This is a genomic window from Bartonella japonica, assembly GCF_040545385.1.
Classification (GTDB): Bacteria; Pseudomonadota; Alphaproteobacteria; order Rhizobiales; family Rhizobiaceae; genus Bartonella; species Bartonella japonica.
The window spans coordinates 1-22,190 of the sequence record NZ_JBEPLT010000006.1; the positions used below are offsets into that span (position 1 = coordinate 1).

At 38.7% G+C, this 22,190-nt stretch carries 19 protein-coding genes, 1 other RNA gene and 1 pseudogene; 19 read left to right on the forward strand and 2 right to left on the reverse strand.

Annotation, left to right across the window (positions count from 1 at the left end; translation table 11 throughout):
- Together ABID39_RS03730 and ABID39_RS03735 are read right to left on the reverse strand one after the other, a co-directional pair.
- A pseudogene (locus ABID39_RS03730) lies at nucleotides 1-94 on the reverse strand (helix-turn-helix transcriptional regulator); the annotation flags it as partial.
- 209 nt (nucleotides 95-303) lie between these two features.
- Complete coding sequence (locus ABID39_RS03735; protein WP_354186175.1) at nucleotides 304-1,470, reverse strand: tyrosine-type recombinase/integrase; 1,167 nt, start codon at nucleotides 1,468-1,470, stop codon at nucleotides 304-306.
- A 459-nt stretch (nucleotides 1,471-1,929) separates the two neighbouring features.
- Between ABID39_RS03735 and ffs the strand changes: the two genes are divergently transcribed.
- The 19 genes from ffs to infB all read left to right on the forward strand — a co-directional run bounded on the left by ffs (nucleotide 1,930) and on the right by infB (nucleotide 22,068).
- Nucleotides 1,930-2,028, forward strand: an RNA gene (ffs, locus tag ABID39_RS03740) — signal recognition particle sRNA small type.
- Nucleotides 2,029-2,259: 231 nt separating this feature from the next.
- A complete protein-coding gene (locus tag ABID39_RS03745; RefSeq protein WP_354186177.1) occupies nucleotides 2,260-4,191 on the forward strand; it encodes a DNA polymerase III subunit gamma/tau in 1,932 nt (643 codons plus the stop codon).
- A gap of 14 nt (nucleotides 4,192-4,205) precedes the next feature.
- A complete protein-coding gene (locus ABID39_RS03750; RefSeq protein ID WP_354186179.1) occupies nucleotides 4,206-4,529 on the forward strand; it encodes a YbaB/EbfC family nucleoid-associated protein in 324 nt (107 codons plus the stop codon).
- 36 nt (nucleotides 4,530-4,565) lie between these two features.
- Entirely contained in the window at nucleotides 4,566-5,171 is a 606-nt protein-coding gene (recR, locus tag ABID39_RS03755; protein ID WP_354186181.1) for a recombination mediator RecR, read from the forward strand.
- Between the two features lie 87 nt (nucleotides 5,172-5,258).
- A complete protein-coding gene (locus ABID39_RS03760) occupies nucleotides 5,259-6,287 on the forward strand; it encodes a YeiH family protein (RefSeq protein WP_354186183.1) in 1,029 nt (342 codons plus the stop codon).
- A 475-nt stretch (nucleotides 6,288-6,762) separates the two neighbouring features.
- Nucleotides 6,763-7,446: a tRNA (adenosine(37)-N6)-threonylcarbamoyltransferase complex dimerization subunit type 1 TsaB gene (gene tsaB, locus ABID39_RS03765; RefSeq protein WP_354186185.1), complete on the forward strand. Its 684-nt coding sequence runs from the start codon at nucleotides 6,763-6,765 to the stop codon at nucleotides 7,444-7,446.
- A complete protein-coding gene (rimI, locus tag ABID39_RS03770) occupies nucleotides 7,446-7,937 on the forward strand; it encodes a ribosomal protein S18-alanine N-acetyltransferase (protein WP_354186187.1) in 492 nt (163 codons plus the stop codon). Before tsaB ends, rimI begins: the two co-directional genes overlap by 1 nt.
- A 31-nt stretch (nucleotides 7,938-7,968) precedes the next feature.
- Entirely contained in the window at nucleotides 7,969-9,345 is a 1,377-nt protein-coding gene (gene miaB / locus ABID39_RS03775) for a tRNA (N6-isopentenyl adenosine(37)-C2)-methylthiotransferase MiaB (protein WP_354186189.1), read from the forward strand.
- A 164-nt stretch (nucleotides 9,346-9,509) separates the two neighbouring features.
- Nucleotides 9,510-10,622, forward strand: a complete 1,113-nt coding sequence (locus tag ABID39_RS03780) for a PhoH family protein (protein ID WP_354186191.1) — start codon at nucleotides 9,510-9,512, stop codon at nucleotides 10,620-10,622.
- Nucleotides 10,623-10,634: 12 nt separating this feature from the next.
- A complete protein-coding gene (ybeY, locus tag ABID39_RS03785; protein WP_354186193.1) occupies nucleotides 10,635-11,111 on the forward strand; it encodes an rRNA maturation RNase YbeY in 477 nt (158 codons plus the stop codon).
- A 99-nt stretch (nucleotides 11,112-11,210) separates the two neighbouring features.
- Nucleotides 11,211-12,230, forward strand: a complete 1,020-nt coding sequence (locus ABID39_RS03790) for a hemolysin family protein (protein ID WP_354186195.1) — start codon at nucleotides 11,211-11,213, stop codon at nucleotides 12,228-12,230.
- Nucleotides 12,193-13,827, forward strand: coding sequence for an apolipoprotein N-acyltransferase (lnt, locus tag ABID39_RS03795; protein ID WP_354186197.1), 1,635 nt, complete (start codon nucleotides 12,193-12,195; stop codon nucleotides 13,825-13,827). The genes ABID39_RS03790 and lnt overlap by 38 nt, the downstream gene beginning before the upstream one ends.
- A gap of 146 nt (nucleotides 13,828-13,973) precedes the next feature.
- On the forward strand, nucleotides 13,974-14,387 hold the full coding sequence (locus tag ABID39_RS03800; RefSeq protein WP_354186199.1) for a helix-turn-helix domain-containing protein: 414 nt from the start codon (nucleotides 13,974-13,976) through the stop codon (nucleotides 14,385-14,387).
- Between the two features lie 120 nt (nucleotides 14,388-14,507).
- Nucleotides 14,508-15,776 (forward strand): methionine adenosyltransferase, encoded by a 1,269-nt coding sequence (metK, locus tag ABID39_RS03805; RefSeq protein ID WP_354186201.1) that lies wholly within the window; start codon nucleotides 14,508-14,510, stop codon nucleotides 15,774-15,776.
- Nucleotides 15,773-16,474, forward strand: coding sequence for a tRNA (guanine(46)-N(7))-methyltransferase TrmB (locus tag ABID39_RS03810; RefSeq protein ID WP_354186203.1), 702 nt, complete (start codon nucleotides 15,773-15,775; stop codon nucleotides 16,472-16,474). Before metK ends, ABID39_RS03810 begins: the two co-directional genes overlap by 4 nt.
- A 127-nt stretch (nucleotides 16,475-16,601) precedes the next feature.
- Nucleotides 16,602-17,252, forward strand: a complete 651-nt coding sequence (gene rimP / locus ABID39_RS03815) for a ribosome maturation factor RimP (RefSeq protein ID WP_354186204.1) — start codon at nucleotides 16,602-16,604, stop codon at nucleotides 17,250-17,252.
- Nucleotides 17,253-17,299: 47 nt separating this feature from the next.
- Nucleotides 17,300-18,913 carry a transcription termination factor NusA gene (nusA, locus tag ABID39_RS03820; RefSeq protein ID WP_354186205.1) on the forward strand — a complete coding sequence of 538 codons (1,614 nt, stop codon included), beginning with the start codon at nucleotides 17,300-17,302 and terminating at the stop codon, nucleotides 18,911-18,913.
- A complete protein-coding gene (locus tag ABID39_RS03825) occupies nucleotides 18,914-19,549 on the forward strand; it encodes an RNA-binding protein (RefSeq protein ID WP_354186206.1) in 636 nt (211 codons plus the stop codon). It begins immediately after the preceding gene.
- Nucleotides 19,546-22,068, forward strand: a complete 2,523-nt coding sequence (gene infB / locus ABID39_RS03830) for a translation initiation factor IF-2 (RefSeq protein ID WP_354186207.1) — start codon at nucleotides 19,546-19,548, stop codon at nucleotides 22,066-22,068. Before ABID39_RS03825 ends, infB begins: the two co-directional genes overlap by 4 nt.
- The last annotated feature ends 122 nt before the right edge of the window (nucleotides 22,069-22,190 follow it).

Sequence of the window (22,190 nt, forward strand, 5' to 3'; positions counted from 1 at the left end):
AGCCATTGGTTACATGACGGCGGAATGTTGAGACACTCATATGAAGCAATTTTGCACTTTCACGGTCTGTTAAAAGAATATCATTTTCTGTCATTCTAAAATCCTTTCATTCTCAAAAAATAGAAACAAATCATGCCCATTTATTAAGCACATTTTGGTTTATTTTTGAAGGTATTTTATTTATAGAAAACAGTATTTTATTATATAATTTGTGATGTGATAAATTATGAATCTTATTGAGAGAGAATGAGAGAGAAGAGAGCTAAAGTTATCCACAGATGATGGGGTTATTCACCCCATATCTTAAGATTGACCAGTGACATAAGCGGCCCATTTATCCATATAGATCCGGCGCTGCTCTAAATAGTCAGTACGACGATAGGCACGCTCTACTTGTCCTCCTACTGTATGACTTAGAATAGTTTCAGCAACCTCATAGGGGGCATCGGTTGTTTCGGCGAGCCAATCGCGTAAACTAGAGCGAAATCCATGGGGGCAGGATTCAAGTCCAATTTTTCTCATATATTTTGACATAACCATAGGTGAAATAGGAGCCCGACTAGAAAAAGAAAAGATGAAATTACTTTTAGAGATACAACGGGCTTGTTCTATCACTTTCATTGCCTCTGATGATAAGGGGACGCGAAATTCTGTTGTCGCATCGCGCTTTCCTTTCATATTTTCAGCAGGTATGATCCATATATCTCCATCAATCTGATCTTCACGAATATGACGCAAGGGATTGGTACGAACCCCTGTAAGGATAAGCAAACGCAAAGCCAGTTGTGTGGGGTTTGTTGTTTGGCAAAGCGTTTTATAAAAAGCGGGAACATCTTTCCAATCCATTGCAGGTAAGTTTTTGATTTTATGGCGTTGTTTTCCTAAGAGAGCTTGTGCTTTTGTTACTGCTTGTAAATCAACATCCAAACCCAAAGCAGCCGCATGTTTGAGACAAAGATTAAGACGAATGAGAGCTCTACGCGCTGTAACAGCTTTTGTATGCCAGATAGGGGCAATAGTGTTGCGTATCTCAGTTTGTGTAATCTCAGAAACCGGCAGACAACCTAATTTAGGGAGAATATGAAGGCGTAAAGGTAAAAACCAATCTCCATCTTTACCATCATTCTTGAGTTCAGCTTTACGACTTTCAAAAGCATCTAGTGCAATGTCTTTTAGGTAATGGAGATTACTTATTGCCTCACGCTTTTGTTTCTCACGTTCTTTAATGGGATCACGCCCCTCATGCAAAACAGAACGCCATTGATTTGCACATTCACGAGCTTGTTTTAAAGAGACATCTCGCAACGCTCCCAAGCCCATTTCACGGCGCCGACCATGAATGGTATAACGATAAATCCATTGAGCACCACCATCTTTACGCTTATGAAGAAGCAAGCCGGCACCATCATTATATTTGCCAGCCCCCAATGTTGCAACAGCCCTTGCATTAAGACGGTTCATAAGAGCCATTTTTACTCCTTTCTTTCCTCATTTTTACCCACACACCAGCCCCGCTTTTGACGTGCAAGCAAGTGATTTTAATTGATTCAATATGAGAGGGTTTGTGATGAGAAAATCTTACTATATTCGGAGGTCTAATTCAATATGAATAACGACAAATTATCTATATAAATCAATGTGTTGAATTCCTCATCAAAGATCCCGATGGACATATTATTCGTGTTTGTCCACTGGATTAAAAAGCTTTAGACTTGATCCTTAATTTTACCTTGCGCTTTCTCAACGTTGCAATACTTGGCTCTAATCTAAATTAAATCTTCTTCAATTTGCAACATGAATTAAGCCAAGTTAGATACGCACTTAGCTGCGTCATTTGTAGTACGAGAATAAATGAAAATTCTCCATAGATCTTGCTATATTTTTGTTTCTTAGCTTGATTTTTTATTTGAAATCGGCAATATAAATTTGGGAGGTTTGGTAGTGGACGAACTACTCGCCAACTGGGTCAGGTCTGGAAAGAAGCAGCCCTAACGAGCTCTGGTACGGGTCATTGTACAAGCCTCCTAATTTTCTAGATAAGATCATATCTTTGCCATTTTATACTGGATACATTTTCATTTTCCAAAACGGAATTATGTATATACTGAGGGAATTTGGCTGTTTTTAAGAGAATTATCCTCATCCTTTCAGAAAATAAATTGATTGAGGAGAGGTCCTTTTATATTAAACTATAGTATTGATCTGTGCTTTCATGTTATCGCAATCTATGCATAAAAAATTTCAAAGTTGGAATCATTAATGGAAAATACGCAGGTAGAAACGACTTATCGTGTTCTTGCTCGTAAATATCGACCTCAAAATTTCTCTGACCTTATTGGTCAAGAAGCAATGGTACGCACCCTTACGAATGCCTTTGAAACTGGTCGCATCGCACAAGCGTGGATGCTAACAGGAATTCGCGGAGTGGGGAAAACTACGACAGCGCGTATTTTAGCACGTGCACTCAATTATAAAACAAAAGATATTGACCAACCTACAACCGTATTAAATACACTTGGAGAACATTGTACGCAAATCATCGAAGGACGCCATATCGATGTTATAGAAATGGATGCAGCTTCGCATACGGGTATTGATGATATTCGTGAAATTATCGAACAAATACGTTACCGTCCTGTTTCTGCACGCTATAAGGTTTATATTATTGATGAAGTGCATATGCTTTCAACACAAGCATTTAATGGTTTATTAAAAACACTTGAAGAACCCCCCTCACATGTAAAATTTATTTTTGCAACAACAGAAATTCGTAAAGTTCCTATAACGATCCTTTCACGCTGTCAGCGTTTTGATTTACGGCGAATTGAATCGGCAGTTTTGAGTACGCATTTGCGTCAAATTGCAAAACATGAAAACATAGAAGTAGAAGAACAAGCACTCTCTATGATTGCACGTGCTGCAGAGGGCTCTGCACGTGATGCATTATCTATTTTTGATCAAGCGATCGCCCACAGCAATGGCAATGTCACTGCTGTTGCTGTGCGTACAATGTTAGGATTAGCAGATCAAGCACGTATTATTGATCTCTTTGAGTTTATCATGAAAGGCAATGTTATAGATGCACTGCATGAACTACGAAGTCAATATGATGCAGGTGCTGATCCTCTTACAATACTAACAGAGTTGGCTGATTTCAACCACCTAGTTACACGTCTACATTTTACTCCCAAAATAGCTGAAGATCTCTCACTTACTGAAGATGAACGCTCAAGAAGCCTCAATTTTTCACAAAAACTTTCCATCCCTGTTTTGTCACGAACTTGGCAAATGTTGCTCAAAGGCTTACAGGAAATTAGTCAAACAGCTCTTCCTCTTCAAGCAGCTGAAATGTTGCTGATTCGCCTTGCTTATACTTCTGATCTACCAACTCTTGATGAAGCCTTGAAAAAGCTTACGCAAGAAAAAGCACCATTTACAATTGTCCCGAGCTCTTCTCACCAAGAGCCTACAAATAATACAGCGAAAGTAACAGATGCAGATGTCAATTCTTCCTTAGACGTTGCCAACACACCAAAAAACCAATCAGATTTTGTCTCTCTGAACAATCAATTAAAGCACTCCTCACAACCGAAAAATTTAGTGAACATACAGAAGCTCGAAAAAACAAACTCATCTGCCATAATAAAAACTCTTGAAGCTTCTCAATCTGTTAAACATCCTGACAATATTGTACACTTACCTCTTCCCTCTACACAAACAACAAAGGAAAACATTAGACAGGAAGACATCGTTATAAATTCTTTGCATGATATTATTAAGCTTGCTGAACAGCATAATGATGTTACTTTCAAACTTTTGGTTAAAGAATTTGTTCATCCTGTTTCTTTTGAACCCGGACATATCACGTTGAGAGTGGCTGAAAGTGCTCCACATTCTTTGGCCCGTGATATAGAAAAAATGCTTTTTCAATGGACTGAAAAACGCTGGGCTATAACCTTCGTTAATGAAGGAGGAGGTCCAACTTTACAAGAAGAAAGCGTGGCTGTTCAAAAGACTCTTTTTTCTAATGCACAGGCAGATCCTGATATTATGAAAATCCTCGATTATTTTCCAGAAGCAAAAATTGTCGATATTCGTCTCAATAAACAGGAAAACGACCTTGATTTACTCCCTAATAACTTTAAAAATGCTGATAGTTTTGAAAATGAGAATGATAATTATGATGAATAAGGATACCAATTTATATGCGTGATATGATGAGCATGATGAAAAAAGCCAAAGAAATGCAAGAGAAAATGCAGAAAATTCAAGGGGAAATTGCTAGTTTGCAGGTCACTGGTGTTGCAGGTGGCGGTCTGGTTAGCATCACCCTAAATGGAAAAAATGCCATAACAGCGATTCAAATTGATCCCTCATTACTCAAGCCTGAGGAAGCTGAAATTCTTGAAGATCTGATTATGGCAGCCTATAATGAAGCGAGAACAAAAATTGAAATAGCTATCGAAGAAAAAACCAAAAGTGTAACAGCAGGGCTATCACTCCCATCAGGTTTCAAGCTTCCATTTTAATAAACTGGATTTTATTTAATCCTGTGGGACGAAAATATGTCTAAATACATTGCAGGACCTGAAATTGAGCGTCTTATTCAGCTTTTGGCACGTATACCGGGTCTAGGGCCACGTTCAGCTCGTCGTGCTGCACTTCATCTGATCAAAAAAAAGGAAACATTGCTGGAACCTTTAGGAACAGCAATACAAGCCGCTGTAGACAAAGTCTGCGTTTGTTCTGTTTGTGGAAATGTAGATACAATGGATCCTTGTTCGATTTGTACAGATCCACGCCGCGATGATACAACAATCATTGTTGTGGAGGATATCGCTGATCTCTGGGCCCTTGAACGTGCTAAAACTTTAGCAGCTCGTTATCATGTTCTGGGTGGACGTCTCTCTCCATTAGATGGAATAGGTCCTGATGAACTCAACATTGCTTCCCTAATACAGCGCGTTGTAAAGAATTCAATTGTAGAGATTATTCTAGCCGTTAATGCAACCGTTGAAGGACAAACAACCGCTCACTACATCACCGATCAACTCTCCAATTTTCCAGTTAAAGTTACCCGACTTGCACATGGAGTTCCTGTAGGAGGTGAACTTGATTATCTTGATGACGGAACTTTAGCAGCAGCCTTACAGGCAAGAACGAATCTTTAAAAACTTTTTCCTTATCTGTAATTTCTTTATTATTTACTCTTATTTCTTTTATGGAGAACATATTTCTTTTATGGAGAACATCGTAAAATGTTCAAAAAAAATTTCTCTTTTCTAAACGACTTCGGCCCAGGCATTTTTATATGTCTTCTTATCTCCACTTTAGCTTACGGTTTAGAAACTATAGAAAAACAGTTTTTTACAGAAGCTTGGTTTGAAAGTCTTGTTTTAGCAATTCTCTTAGGATCTATCACCCGTAGTTGTTTTACTTTGCCACAATATTTTCAAAAAGGTATAACTTTTTGTGCAAAAATACTTCTCGAAATTGCTATTGTTCTTCTTGGTGCAAGCATCAGTATTCACGCAGTTCTTTCAGCTGGTTGGGGTTTGCTTGCTGGCATCGTCTTTATTGTCCTTATAACTATTCTTATCGGTTTTGCTATCGGACGGCTTTTGGGGCTCTCTAAAAATTTAGCAATGCTAGTTGCTTGCGGAAATGCCATTTGTGGCAATTCAGCTATTATTGCAACGGCATCTGCTATCAATGCAAAACATGAAGATATCGCCACTTCAATTGCTTTTACTGCTTTTTTAGGAGTTCTTATTATCTTACTTCTTCGCTTTTCACATCCATTACTCAATCTATCATTTAGCCAATACGGTGTGCTCTCCGGCATGGTTGTTTACGCTGTACCGCAAGTTTTGGCAGCAACAGCATCTATCTCTTTTGTAAGTGTTCAAATTGCAACAATTGTCAAATTGATACGAGTTTTACTGCTGGGGCCTATGATTTTTATACTCTCAATCATCTACCAGCGATCTATAAAAACACGCTTGCATTTACACACTCTCATTCCATGGTTTATCATTGGTTTTATTATCATGATGCTTATCCGCTCAAGTGAACTTGTTCCTGCAACAGCTATTGATCTCATCAAATTTATTGCCCAATTACTCACTGTCATTTCAATGGCAGCATTAGGATTAGGTGTTGATATTCGCTCTCTTAAAAAAACAGGGTGGCGCATCATTTCAGCTTCAATCTGCTCTATATTTATTCTCGGTGTTTGCAGTTTTATCATGATAAAATGGATCAATCTGAACCAAATAATCTTTTAAAAAACATTTTAAAAGATTTTCATTTTCTAACCTATTTGAAAGAACCCGCCAGCTTACTGCTTTTTTTACAAAATCAAAACTTCTAAAATTTCCCTATCACTCTAAAAAATAAGGTATTTTTATAGCCGTTTTTGACTCAATTTGTTCTAACCAAAATCAAGTTTTAAAAGCTCATAAAATATGCCACTCTCAAAAAAACAGATGTCATCTCACCCTATCGCTCTTTTAAAGAGCTGTTACACACCCTGTGTGATCACAAAACACGGATGAGTATTAAATCGACACCTATCTCGCACTCGATAGAAAAGAAAGCTACATTTTTGCAAAAAATCCAGTTTTAGTTTTACAATAAAATATTTCAGAAAAAATGATGTTTCTGCTTTTCAATTTTTTTAGAATGTTGCAAATACACTCATAAAAAAATAAAAACACAACAGACTTTTTGTTTATCCTATTATTTAACTGAAATATTTTTATGCTTATCCTTGCCATAGACACTGCTTCAATTTATTGCGCCGTTGCGCTCATTCATCACAAAACTATTATTGCACGTATCAGCGAGCGCATAAATAAAGGACATGCTGAAAGACTTATTGGACATATTGCACAAATAACAGATCAAGCCAATATTACTCTTCATCAAGTTGATCGCATTGCTGTCAATATTGGACCAGGATCATTTACTGGAATACGTGTAGGTATTTCAACAGCACGCGCTTTAGCATTAGCACTCGAAATACCAGCTATCGGCGTCAGTGCGCTTGAAGCGTTAGCAGTACAAACAACAAATAAGAATACAACACCAACTATTAGCGTTGTCATTGAAGCCGGTAGGAACATGTTTTACCATCAAAACTTTAACCAAAACCTCACACCTTCAGGAGCTCCTAGCTTAAAAACAGTTGAAAATATCATTGATGATTTACCACAACAAACAAGACTAACTGGTCCAGCCGCAGATATTATTGCCCTGCACATTAAAAACAATAAGATTAACAAAAAAATTGTAAAAGACCAGACTCTCTGTGAGGCAGCTGATATTGTAAGCTATGCCTATCTTGCTGCGAATAAAAAACCACAAGATCCGCCCCGTCCACTCTATTTACGCAATGCCGACGCAAAACAACAGATCGGTTTTGCTTTACCTCGAAAAAAATAATGTCTAAACTTTCAGCGATAAAAAAGCATTTTGACATTTCTCCATTACAAGTTGATGACAGCGCTTCTCTTTGTCAAATTCATCAGCATTGTTTTATCCCTGCTTGGGGAAAACAAGCTTTTGATGATTTTTTAACAGACCACTCGATCTTCGGATACAAAGCCTCTCTCATTGAACAAGCTGATAAAATTTTAGGCTTTTGTCTCTGTCGTCTCATTATTGATGAAGCAGAAATTATCACAATTGCTGTCCATCCGTATTTTCGTCAACAAGGAATTGGTTCTTTACTTATCGATAGTACACTTCACCATCTTCATCACAAACGCGCTATAAAGCTCTTTCTAGAAGTAGAAGAAACAAATTTTTCTGCTTTGAAGCTTTATCAAAGTTTTGAATTTCAAAAAATTTCTAAACGCCGTGCCTATTACCAAGGAGAAAATAGCCACACAGATGCAATTATCATGCAAAAAACTTTTAAGCAAACAGATTGAGATTTGTGTAAAAAACATTTAGACATGCGCTATGACTAAAATAAGTTCTAAAAATACACCTCCTATGACTCATAAAAAGGTTTTTATTAAAACCTATGGGTGCCAAATGAATGTTTATGACAGCCAACGAATGACTGATAGCCTCAGTGCACAGGGCTATGTCACGACACAAACACCAAATGATGCCGACCTCATTCTTGTTAATACTTGTCATATTCGTGAAAAAGCAGCAGAAAAACTCTACTCTGATCTTGGTCGCTTAAGGGTCATGCGTCAGGAACGTGCACCTGACAAACCCTTTATGGTCGGTGTAACCGGTTGCGTCGCTCAGGCTGAGGGAAATGAAATCTTACGTCGCGCTCCAACAGTGGATCTCGTCATTGGTCCGCAAATGTATCACCGCTTACCAGATTTGTTAGAAAAAGCTAAGCAAGGGAAAAAAATTGTCGAAACAGATTATGCTGTTGAGGATAAATTTGCTCATTTACCACCTCATAATAAACGTGCTGTAAGAAACCGAGGCGTCAGTGCGTTTTTAACAGTACAAGAAGGATGTGATAAATTTTGCACTTTTTGTGTTGTTCCTTACACACGCGGCGCTGAAATCTCCAGATCTGTCGAACAAATTACCGAAGAAGCGCGTCAACTCATTGAAGCTGGTGTCAAAGAAATTACGCTGCTTGGACAAAACGTCAATGGTTGGCATGGACAAAGTGCTAATGGCAAAACTTGGCGCCTTGGCGATCTTCTTTATCATCTTGCTAAATTGGATGGTTTAAAACGTCTCCGTTACACAACCAGTCACCCTCGAGATATGGATGATAGCCTTATTGCTGCACATCGAGATCTTGACATCTTGATGCCTTACTTGCATCTGCCTGTGCAATCAGGTTCGGATCGCATATTAAAAGCAATGAACCGCCAACATAAAAGTATTCATTATCTTCAGCTTATCGAAAAAATTCGCACTGCGCGACCTGATATTGCTTTTTCAGGTGACTTTATTGTAGGATTTCCGGGAGAAACAGATGAAGACTTTGAAGAAACTCTTAAACTTGTTCAGCAAGTGCAATACAGTTCAGCCTATTCTTTCAAGTATTCTCCTCGACCTGGAACTGTTGGTGCAACAATGAAGAATCATGTTGATGAAACTGTAAAAGATGCCCGTCTCCAACACTTACAAGTTCTTCTTCTTGAGCAGCAAAATGCATTTTTGCGCTCTAAAATTGGGAAAACAACCGATGTTCTCATCGAAAAAGCCGGTCGTCACTCTGGGCAAATGGTAGGTCGCTCACCTTGGCTTTTACCCGTTGTAGTGGATACACCTGCTTCTGCAGGGACCATCGTAGCAATTCATATTAAAAATGCACGCTCGAATAGTTTTGTCGGTGAAATAGCAAATGCGTAAGTATACCTCTTACACGTTGTTCATAAAAGAGATTTACTCAAAGCTCTTTATATTTTTGAAGAGAATAATTACATCTAAAGCGTACGCTTTATGAAAGATAGATTGTTTTTTATACAATTTACTGAAGAATATGTGCAACATTTATGTAATTATGGGAGAATGGGTTGAAAGCTTCAACCGAAAAAGTAAAAAACATTAAAGAAAAAACAAGCAGTTGTTCTGAAAATCCTGATATCTCAAAAAAAGCAAGCATATCAGATAAGCATCACGCTGTTTTCATTTTTGAAAACAATAGATATGCGAAAGCAGTATTTGGCAAATTCGATGAAAATCTTGCTTATATCGAACAAGAACTCGGACTTAGCATTCGTCCACGTGGTAATGAAGTTTTAATTCAAGGAAATATTGTTTCTATAAAATGTGCACAACATGTATTACAACAGCTTTATGAGCATGCTAAAACACATCAAGAGCTTACCTTAGCCAATATAGAAGGGGCAATTGCCATGGCAAGTGTGCCACAACAACAGCAAGAAATATCAAAAACAAATCAATCACCTGCAAAAAAACATATACCAACACGATTAAATACCCATAAAAAAGTAATCTATGCTCGAACCCCAATACAAAATGATTACATACATGCGATGGAACATAATGAACTCGTTTTTGGTATAGGACCAGCAGGAACAGGAAAAACATATCTTGCTGTTGCTCACGCTGTCATGCTTCTAGAACGTGGTATTATCGAACGAATTATCCTCTCACGTCCCGCCGTTGAAGCAGGAGAACATCTCGGCTTCCTTCCCGGTGACCTTAAAGAAAAAGTTGATCCATATTTACGCCCACTTTATGATGCCCTCTATGATATGATGCCAGTTGAAAAAGTAGAGCGTATTTTAGCTTCTGGTGTCATAGAAATTGCTCCTCTTGCTTTCATGCGCGGACGGACCCTTACTCATGCAGCTATCATTCTTGATGAAGCACAAAATACCACCCCTATGCAAATGAAAATGTTTCTCACACGTCTTGGAGAAGGAGCACGAATGATCATTACCGGTGATGTAAGCCAAATTGATTTACCTATAGGACAAAAATCAGGTTTAACCGAAGCAATCCGTATTCTTTCAAATATAGAAAATATTGCAATTGTCCATTTTGACGAAAAAGATGTTGTACGTCACCCTCTCGTTGCTGCTATGGTCGCTGCTTATGATCATGACTCTAAAACAGCAAACAAAGAAAACCCACTTTCATACCGTACACCCAAAAAATGAATTTGATTTCTCATGATTACTATTGATATAATTGTTGAAAGCGTTGGGTGGAATGATGAGGAAATGCTTTATAAGATCACCGAAAAAGCATTAACAACGACAATGCATCGACTTTCATTGGAAAATGCTGCAAGCGAAATTAGTCTGCTTTTTACGGATGATGAACATATGACACAGATAAATGCACAATGGCGTGGTAAAAATAAACCCACTAATGTGTTATCCTTTCCTGCTTTTCCGCTTAAAGCTGGTGACCCTCCAGGTCCCATGCTTGGTGATATCATTATTGCGCGAGAAACTGTTATTCTTGAAGCAAGAAAAGAAGGAAAACCATTTCAAGATCACTTAACACATATCATTGTCCACGGTCTCCTTCACCTGCTTGGCTATAACCATGAAACACACGATGAAGCGCTACAAATGGAAGGGCTCGAAAGAGAAATTCTTCAACAGCTCTTCATAAAAGATCCCTATGCCGAATTATCTTAAAATGATAGAGATTAATTTTAAAAATCAATATTACTATCAACTTATTTAAAATATTTTATACCTCTATTACAAAAAGGAAGTTTAGAAGATTTCAAAACCATGGACAACAAATTAAACGCACAGAATATTAAACAAACATCTTCTAATATTAAAGAAAACCCCTCTCAACAGATGAATCATACAGAAAAATACTCTCTGATGAATCATGTGCTTTCATTCTTACGTGGACGCAACCCTACTTCACTGCGCGATGATCTTACCGTTGCACTCACAACTGATAATGAAAATGACACAGCCACCTTTTCGCCTGAAGAACGTACTATGCTGCATAATATTTTATGCTTGCGTGAAGCGCGCGTTGATGATGTTATGATCCCACGTTCTGAAATCGCAGCATTGGAAATAAATACTCCTCTTGGTGAAGCACTTGAATATTTTGCAAAAATTGGACATTCTCGCATACCCGTTTATGCTGAAACCTTAGATGATCCGCGAGGAATGATCCATATCCTTGATATCCTGAATTATATAACGCGTTTTATTATCAACATAACAAAAACCGATCAAACATCCGGTTTACTTCAATTAAGCCATAAGGATTTGCATACCCCAATTGGTGAATTGGATCTCATTCGAACAGTTCTCTTTGTTCCTAGCTCCATGATGGCAAGCAAATTACTTACACGTATGCAAACCACACGAACACAAATGGCCTTAGTTATTGATGAACATGGTGGTACAGATGGCTTAGTTTCGATGGAAGATATTGTCGAATTGGTCGTTGGTGATATCGAAGATGAACACGATAACGTCGACAATGCTATCGTGCGCGAACACAATAATAAATGGCTTGTTGATGCAAGAACAGAATTAGAAGATGTCGAAAAAGCCCTTGGTCCTGATTTTATAATAGGGGAATATGCTGATGAAGTCGACACTATTGGTGGATTGATTGTCTCGATTCTTGATCGCATTCCTGCAAAAGGTGAAGTCATTGAAGCCGTACCCGGTTATCGATTTCGTATTTTAGAAGCCGATAAACGACGGATTAAGCGATTACACATTTTTCGCATTCCCAAAAATGGAAATTCTGAGAACAATGTCACCTCTCAAAAATAATCAGACATTTTCAAACAAATTTATACTTTTCTTATTTTCTGTTACCAGCTGGAAGCGGCAGGCATGCATATTTTTATGCGGTGCATTTACCTCACTTGCACTTCCACCTTTTTATTTAACACCTCTTTGCTTTATTACTTTCCCCATCTTTATTGTTTTACTTGACTCAATACATGCCATCAAAAACAATAAAAAGCGCTTTTTTACCTACGCTTTAAGCTGTGGAACCTTTGGTTTTAGTTATTTTATTTGCAGCCTTTGGTGGCTATGCAATGCTTTGTTGGTCGATCCTCATGCTTTTGGTTGGGCGGTACCATTTGCCATTCTTGGACCTCCCATCTACCTTTCTCTTTATTGGTTTTTTGCCGGTTTCATTGTCGGTTTATTATGGACAAGAGGAATCGCACGCTTCTTTGTCTTAGCCTTTGCATTGGGGTTAGCAGAGTGGTTGCGCGCATTCTTATTAACAGGCTTTCCATGGAATGCTCTTGGTTATACGGCTATGCCCATCCCGATACTTATGCAATCTAATGCAATCGTGGGAATTTATGGAATGAATATTCTTGCTGTTTTAGCTTACAGCTTGCCCACTGTTTTATTCACAAATGAAAAAAAGAAAACTGCACTTTCTCTTTGCTTATTCCTGATATTAGCCCACAGTGGTTTTGGATTTTATCGTCTAAATACCATACCTCATACAGAGGATGATCCCAAAAGTGGTTATTGGGTGCGCATTGTTCAACCTTCTATCCAGCAAAACATAAAATTGAATCATACAACACGAGAAACTATATTTGCAGCTCATATGCGCTTGAGTGCAACACCAACAGAAAATAATAATCCAGAACCTGACTTTATCATATGGCCAGAAGCATCTGTGCCTTACCTTCTCTATGACAATTCCGCCACCACAATGCGAATTGCCTCTCTTCTAAAACCTAAACAATGGGCTATTGTTGGTGCTATACGTGCCAGTGATGATCTCCTCGGAGCGCAAACACAATATTTTAATACAATTGCAGTTATCAACAATAAAGGTCATATTTTAAACATTTCTGATAAACTTCACTTGGTTCCTTTCGGTGAATATCTTCCCTATAAAAATTTATTGGAAAAAATTGGACTGCATATCCTTGCTGATAATATTGGTGGATATAGTGCTGCAAGTGAGCGTAAAACCATTATGATACCAAACGGATTTTCTTATCTTCCACTGATTTGTTATGAAATAATATTTCCCAATGAGATGGGTTTTAAAGGTCCCTCTCCTCAAGCAATCATTAATATTACGAATGATGCATGGTTCGGCATAACACCAGGACCACATCAACATCTTCAACAAGCGCAGCTTCGTGCAGTTGAACTGGGAATTCCCCTCATACGAGCTGCTAATAATGGAATATCAGCCGTTATTGATTCTTATGGACGAATCATTGTAGCTCTCCAGCAAAATGCCATCGGCATTATTGATTCACAAATTCCACCATCCATCCCCCTCATATGGAGCAATAAATACAGAATATTCTCTACTTTCATCTTATTCACTCTTATGCTACTGTGCCGCGTCAGTTTTGGTTCTACCAAACAGCTCAAATAATCAAATATTCGTGTACGGTATTATATTACGCGTATCAGTAACATTGGGAAAAATTATTACATATTATCTTCATTATATGGTAAACAAACCTCACATGAATTTGATGTTGGTTTGGAAGTAAAGTGCTGAAAACAAAGAGTTGCATTATGACCGATACTAGAAAAAAACCCGACCCTATAGATGTCTATGTCGGAAGCCGTATCCGTTTACGTCGTAATATTTTAGGACTAACCCAAGAGAAATTGGGAGAAAAATTGGGTATCACTTTCCAACAAGTCCAAAAATATGAAAAAGGTACAAACCGTATTGGCGCAAGCCGTCTTCAAGCAATTGCAGAGATTATGGATGTTCCTGTTTCCTATTTTTTCGATAAAGGTATTCATACTCAACATCTAGAGGGCTTTGCTGAAAGTGACAATGATTTTATGGATTTTTGCTCTAGTAATGAAGGAATCCAACTCATGCGTGCTTTTACAAACATATCTGATGCTAAAGTGCGTCGAAAAATTATTGACTTGGCAAAAGCACTTTCCGAAGAAGATCTTACAGATAAACTATAAAATAAAATGATATTTTTCATCATAAAGGTGCATTGATGATTTGCCATGAGATTGGCAAAGAAGAGCAGCTATTCATAGACAGTTAATAGAGTGTCGGTTTTCTTTTCTGAAGGAGTTCCTATGCCGCATCAAGATTATTTTTTTACAAGCGAATCGGTATCGGAGGGGCATCCTGACAAAATTTGCGATCGTATTTCCGATGAAATCGTTGATATGGTCTATAAAGAAGCAAAAAAAACCGGTACTGATCCGTGGCTAGTACGAGTTGCTTGTGAAGTTCTCGTCAGTGTAAACCGTGTCGTTATCGCTGGTGAAGTGCGTGTTCCTGATACACTATTAAAAAGAAATAAAAATAAAGAATTTATTTACGATGAAACTGGTTCGCCACTCATTGATCCTACCCGTTTTCGTGCGGTGGCGCGTCGTGCTATTCGTGCAATTGGTTATGAACAAGTAGGTTTCCATTGGAAAACTGTGAAAATTGAGGTTCTTTTACGCCCCCAATCAACTGATATTGCACGAGGAGTTGATAATGCTGTGGATCGTCATGGTGAAGAAGGTGCAGGTGATCAAGGTATTATGTTCGGATATGCTTGCCGTGAAACACCTGATCTCATGCCTGCTCCCATTTATTATGCGCATAAAATTCTCAAACTTCTTGCTACAGCCCGCCACAAAAAAGAAGGAGAAACTGAAAAATTAGGACCAGATGCCAAAAGTCAAATAACAATACGGTATGAGAATGGAAAACCTATAGAGGTTACATCCATCGTTCTTTCAACACAGCATCTAGATGAGAATTGGGATTCAAAGAAAGTCCGTACAGTCGTTGAACCTTATATTCGTCAAGCTTTACATGATATTCCCATTTCTACTCAATGCAGTTGGTATATTAATCCAACAGGGAAGTTTGTTATTGGAGGTCCTCAAAGTGATGCAGGACTTACGGGGCGTAAAATTATTGTTGACACTTATGGAGGAGCAGCCCCCCATGGAGGAGGCGCTTTTTCAGGTAAAGATACGACAAAAGTTGATCGTTCTGCAGCTTATGCAGCACGTTATTTGGCTAAGAATATTGTTGCAGCTGATTTAGCAGAGCGATGCACCATTCAACTCTCCTATGCTATCGGCATTGCACAACCCTTGTCCATTTATCTTAATCTCCATGGAACAGGTAAAGTTGATGAAAAAATTCTTGAAGCAGCTATCCGCAAAATAATGGATCTTTCACCAACGGGTATTCGAAAACATCTCGATCTTAATAAACCTATTTACACAAAAACAGCGGCCTATGGTCATTTTGGACGCACACCCCAAAATGATGGTTCATTTTCATGGGAAAAAACTGATCTGATTGAAACACTTAAAACAATGATTAAAATACCATGATTGATCATAATACATGTATGCATAAAGCTTTTTTTGGACGCCGACAAGGAAAGCGATTACGAAATAACCAGCGTATACGGATAAAAACGCTGCTTCCAATTCTTAATCTTGATGTCGATACCCCATCACCCTTAGACTTAACATCATTATTTCCCAGTAAAATAAGACAAGTTCGGCTTGAAATTGGTTTTGGTGGAGGAGAACATTTACTTCATGAAATGGAACATTTTCCACAAACTGGTTTCATTGGTATAGAGCCCTTCATCAATGGTATGGCAAAAATGTTAATGTCTCTTGAGCAACATGCACAACATCAAAACCATATTCGCCTTTATGATGACGATGCTACACACCTCCTTGATTGGCTTCCAGATGAATCACTCGATGGGATAGACCTCTTTTATCCTGATCCATGGCCGAAGAAGAAGCATTGGAAACGACGTTTCATCAACATCCAAAATCTTAACCGTTTTGCTCGCGTTCTTAAAAAAGGTAAAAAATTTCGCTTTGCCAGCGATATAGATGGTTATATCAATTGGACCCTCTATCATTGTGCGCAACATAATAGTTTTGAATGGAACGCAGAAAATCCTAACGATTGGAAAACCCCTTATCCGTTATGGACAAGCACTCGCTATGAGAAAAAAGCTCTACGTGAAGGACGAACACCTGCCTATCTTACCTTTATCAAGAAATAAATGATGCAATGCTTTGCTTATAAACAACTTGAAAAATTTTGAATTTAAGAGTATCTATGATTAAATTCTTAGTCTTATGATGAGGAGTGGGTTGTAAAACCCGCTCTTTTTTAATGTCATAAAGCTGATGAAAAGAACTTGGATAAAGTGTATGAACGAAACTGAAAAAATAAGCGACCTTTATGAACCACGTCTGTTTGAGGAAGAAGGCATAGAAGCACGTGTTGCCGCTCTCATCATACCATTACTTAAACCTTTGGATTTTCGTTTGGTTCGTGTAAAGCTTCTTGGTTTAAATGGCTTAACGCTTCAGATTATGGTTGAACGCGCTGATGGTTCTATGACTGTAGAAGATTGTGAAACTGTTAGCAAAACTGTTTCCCCCCTTCTTGATGTGCAAAATGTTATTGAACGCAAGTATCATTTAGAGATTTCATCTCCTGGAATTGACCGTCCCTTGGTAAGAAAATCTGATTTTTTTCATTGGCAGGGACATATTGCAAAGATTGAAACAAAAATAGCCATTGATGGACGCAGAAAATTTCGTGGAACACTTACAAATATCACGCAAGATGGATTTACTTTAAATACTGATAAAGCAGCTTATGGAGAAGCCATGTATACCTCTATTTCCTTTTGTGATATCACAAATGCGCATTTAGTACTTACTGATGAACTTATTCGCGACGCGTTGAAAAAAAATAAAAATTTAAGTCAACAATTCATTCCCGAAGATAATCCTAACGTCGTAAAACAGACATCACGTTACAAGAATTAATATCACTGGGCAATGCTCATTATGTGACACAAAGAAGGAGAAAATTGATGACTACAAGCGCTAACAGGCTTGAAATTCTGCAAATTGCAGATGCTGTTGCACGTGAAAAATCAATTGACCGTGAAATTGTCATTTCTGCAATGGCTGATGCTATTCAGAAAGCAGCGCGTTCTCGTTATGGTCAAGAAACGAATATCCGTGCTGAAATCAATTCCAAAACAGGTGAAATTAAATTACAACGCCTGCTAAAAATTGTTGATGTCGTTGAAGATTATACAAGTGAAATTACTTTATCCGATGCACTCAAACGCCAAGCAGATGCAAAAATTGGTGATTTCTTTGCTGATCTTTTACCTCCTATGGACTTTGGACGTATCGCAGCACAATCCGCTAAACAAGTCATTGTACAAAAGGTGCGCGATGCAGAACGTGACCAGCAATATGAAGAATTTAAAAATAAAATTGGTGAAATTATTTCTGGTACAGTAAAACGCGTGGAATATGGCAATGTTATCGTTGATCTTGGACGCGGTGAAGCCATCGTGCGTCGTGATGAACTCATTCCACGTGAATCCTTCCACTATGGAGACCGTATTCGTGCTTTTGTCAATGATGTGCATCGTGAATCACGCGGTCCGCAGATTTTTCTCTCACGTACCCATCCTCAATTTATGGTGAAACTTTTTACTATGGAGGTGCCAGAAATTTATGATGGTATTATAGAAATTAAATCCGTTGCCCGTGATCCAGGTTCACGCGCTAAGATTGCTGTTGTCTCACGCGATGGTTCTATTGATCCTGTTGGAGCTTGTGTAGGAATGCGAGGAAGCCGCGTTCAAGCCGTTGTTACAGAATTACAAGGCGAAAAAATTGATATTATTCCTTGGTCCCCTGATGCTGCAACATTTATTGTGAATGCTTTACAACCTGCTGAAGTCTCCAAAGTTGTCCTTGATGAAGATGCAGAGCGTATTGAAGTCATTGTGCCTGATGACCAACTCAGTCTTGCTATTGGTCGGCGTGGACAAAATGTTCGTTTAGCCTCACAATTAACAGGATGGAACATTGATATCTTAACAGAACAAGAAGAATCTGAAAATCGTCAAAAAGAATTTACTGAACGCAGTAAACTGTTTATGGAATCCCTAGATGTTGACGAAATGATCGGACAAGTTATGGCATCAGAAGGCTTTTCTTCCATTGAAGAAATCGCCTATATTTCTCTTGAAGAAATCGCTTCCATTGATGGCTTTGATCATGAAACTGCTGCTGAAATTCAAAGTCGAGCACGCGAATATCTTGAAAATAAAGAAAAAGAACTTGATGAAAAACGCAAAAAACTTGGTGTTTCTGATGAATTACGGGGACTTCCCGGAATGACAAGCGCTATGTTGGTTGCTGTTGGTGAAGATGGTGTAAAAACGATAGAAGATTTTGCAGGCTATGCAGTCGATGATTTGGTGGGTTGGAGAGAACGTAAAGAGGGGCAAACGCAAAATTTTTCTGGCATCCTAACTCCATTTGATATTACACGTGCTGATGCGGAAGCTATGGTTTTAGCTGCACGTATACAAGCAGGCTGGATAGATCAGGCTGATCTTATTACAGAAAATTCTGCAGAAGATGAAAAAACAGATAATTTGAATGTGGATACCCTTTAAATGAATGAACGGACCTGTATTGTGACAAGAAAAAATGCTTCAGCAGAAACGCTGATCCGTTTTGTTATTGGTCCCAATAATCAAATTGTCCCTGATCTTAAATCTCATTTGCCTGGGCGTGGTGTCTGGGTCTCTGCTCATCATTCTGCCATTGAAGCAGCAGTTAAACAAAAAGCTTTTAAAAGAAGTTTTAAAACAGATGTTGAAGTTGCGTCAAATCTTGCGCATATTGTTGATGCACTGTTGCTAAAAGCTGCTCTTTCAAGTCTTTCCATGGCTAGAAAAGCAGGTGTTATTGTCACGGGAGCAACAAAAGTTGATGCAGCTATTCGCTCTGGTCAAGTTATTCTCGTATTTCATGCCAAAGAAGCTACAGAAGATGGAAAACGAAAAATTGCACAAGCTGTCCATACAATACAACAACAGATAAATCGAGATATAAAAACCATATCTTTATTTACAAGTGATGAAATGCAAATAGCTTTTGGCGCTAATCCTGTAATGCATGCAGCCTTATTGGACACCAAGGCTACCGAAGGATTTCTCAAAACGATACATAAATTGATCGCATATCGTGATGATAAACACAGTAAGCCTGGTGAAGTGACGGCTCAAGCCGTGAAGGAAGTACAATGAGTGAAAATAATAACGACAAAATAACAGCCAAAAGGACACTAACCTTAAAACGGTCAGTTCTGGGAACCAGCACGGTCAAACAAAATTTTAGCCATGGCCGTACAAAAGCTGTGGTTGTCGAAACTAAACGACGCAAAATCACACGTCCTGATGAAAAAATTGAAATACAACAACCAATTACGAAACCACATATAGCTCCAAAGCGCTCTAAGCCACGCTTTGAAGACGTTAAGTCAAATGAAACTGTGACTAAAAGTAATCTCTCATCTACCGAGATGGAAGCAAGACTTCGTGCGTTAGAGGAAGCACATATCCAAGAACAAATAACGCGCGAACAAGCTGAAGAAAAAGCAAAACATGCAAAACAACATGAAGAAATTTTGCAGCAGTCCATTCAAGAAACAGAAATACTTCAACAAGAAGAAGAAAAACCACAAGCACAAACTCCACCTCTTGCCTCAGCTCATTCTCTCACAGAACCGATAATTCCTATCACACCTAAAAATACGACTGTGATTGAAAAACGCAAAGCAGATGAAAATAAAGAAGACGATCGGCATAACCGACGTGCTAATCTTGCAAAATCAGAGGTACGCGCCCCAAAAGTTGTAAAAGGTGCTGATGAACGACGCCGTGGGAAGATAACCCTCAATAGTGCTCTAGACGAAGAAGGAAGTGCACGTGGACGCTCGATGGCTGCAATGCGCCGCAGGCAAGAGAAATTTAAGCGTGCGCAAAACCAAGAGCCAAGAGAAAAAATTTCTCGTGAAGTTGTTCTTCCTGAAACCATTACCATTCAAGAACTTGCGCAGCGTATGACTGAACGCTCTGTTGATGTGATTAAATTTCTTATGAAACAGGGACAAATGATGAAGCCTGGTGATATCATTGATGCAGATGTTGCTGAACTTATCGCCTTTGAATTTGGTCATACCGTCAAACGTGTCTTAGAATCTGATGTAGAAGAAGGCATCTTTAATATTGTTGATAATCCTCAAAAAATGCAGCAACGCCCACCCGTCGTAACAATTATGGGACATGTCGACCATGGAAAAACTTCTCTTCTCGATGCTATTCGAAAAGCTAATGTTGTTTCTGGTGAAGCAGGTGGTATTACGCAGCATATTGGTGCTTATCAAGTAGAGAAAAATGGTCAAAAAATTACCTTTATTGATACGCCTGGACATGCTGCCTTTACAGCTATGCGTGCTCGTGGAGCTCGTGTTACGGATATCGCCGTTTTGGTTGTTGCTGCTGATGACAGTGTCATGCCGCAAACAATTGAATCCATTAATCATGCCAAAGCTGCTGGTGTGCCCATTATTGTTGCTATTAACAAAATTGATAAACCAGCTGCAGATGCACAGAAAGTACGCACAGAGCTTCTACAACACGAAGTTTTTGTTGAAACCATGGGTGGTGAGACTTTAGAAGTCGAAGTTTCTGCTAAAACCGGTCAAAATCTTGATAAACTTCTTGAAGCTATTCTCTTGCAAGCTGAAATTCTTGATCTCAAAGCAGATCCTGAACGCACAGCAGAGGGCGTTGTCATTGAAGCAAAACTGGATCGGGGTCGTGGGTCTGTTGCAACGGTTCTTGTCCAAAAAGGAACATTGCATCCTTCTGATATTATTGTTGCAGGTAATGAATGGGGTCGTGTGCGCGCCTTGATTGATGATCACGGCCGCCATATCAAAGAAGCAGTTCCCTCTACACCCATTGAAATTTTGGGCATGCAAGGAACACCACAAGCTGGAGACCGTTTTGCTGTTGTTACTCATGAGGCAAAAGCACGGGAAATTTCTGAATATCGCCAACGATTAGCACGGGATAAAGCTGTCGCCCGACAAACTGGTTCACGCGGTTCTCTTGAACAGATGATGACGAAATTGCAAACCACGGGCATTAAAGAATTTCCTCTTATTATTAAAGGAGATGTGCAAGGATCAATTGAAGCCATCGCTTCAGCTTTAGAAAAGCTAGGAAATGAAGAAGTACGTGCGCACATTGTACATTCTGGTGCTGGTGGTATTACTGAAAGTGATATCTCTCTTGCTGAAGCTTCCAACTCTGCTGTCATTGGCTTTAATGTCCGCGCCAACAAGCAAGCTCGCGATTCTGCTAAAACACAAGGAATTGAAATCCGTTATTATAACATCATTTATGATCTTGTTGACGATATAAAAGCCGCCATGTCAGGATTACTTTCACCAGAACAACGTGAGACTTTCCTTGGTAATGCTGAAGTTTTGGAAATTTTTAACATTACAAAAATTGGAAAAGTCGCAGGATGCCGCGTGACAGAAGGTAAAATAGAACGCGGAGCCGGTGTTCGACTGGTTCGTGATAATATTGTCATTCATGAAGGAAAACTTAAAACACTCAAACGCTTTAAAGATGAAGTCAATGAAGTACAGAGTGGTCAAGAATGTGGAATGGCATTTGAAAATTATGAAGATATACGTGTAGGAGATATCATTGAAACCTTCCGTATTGAACATATTAATCGTACATTGTGATACAATCTTATAACTTCTCTTTATAAAATAAGAGAAGACTTTGAATATTGTGTGCAATGTTCCTGTTTTTTATCTTTTAAGATGGTCAAAAGAAGAGCAATTATAATAAGGGTAAAACTTCG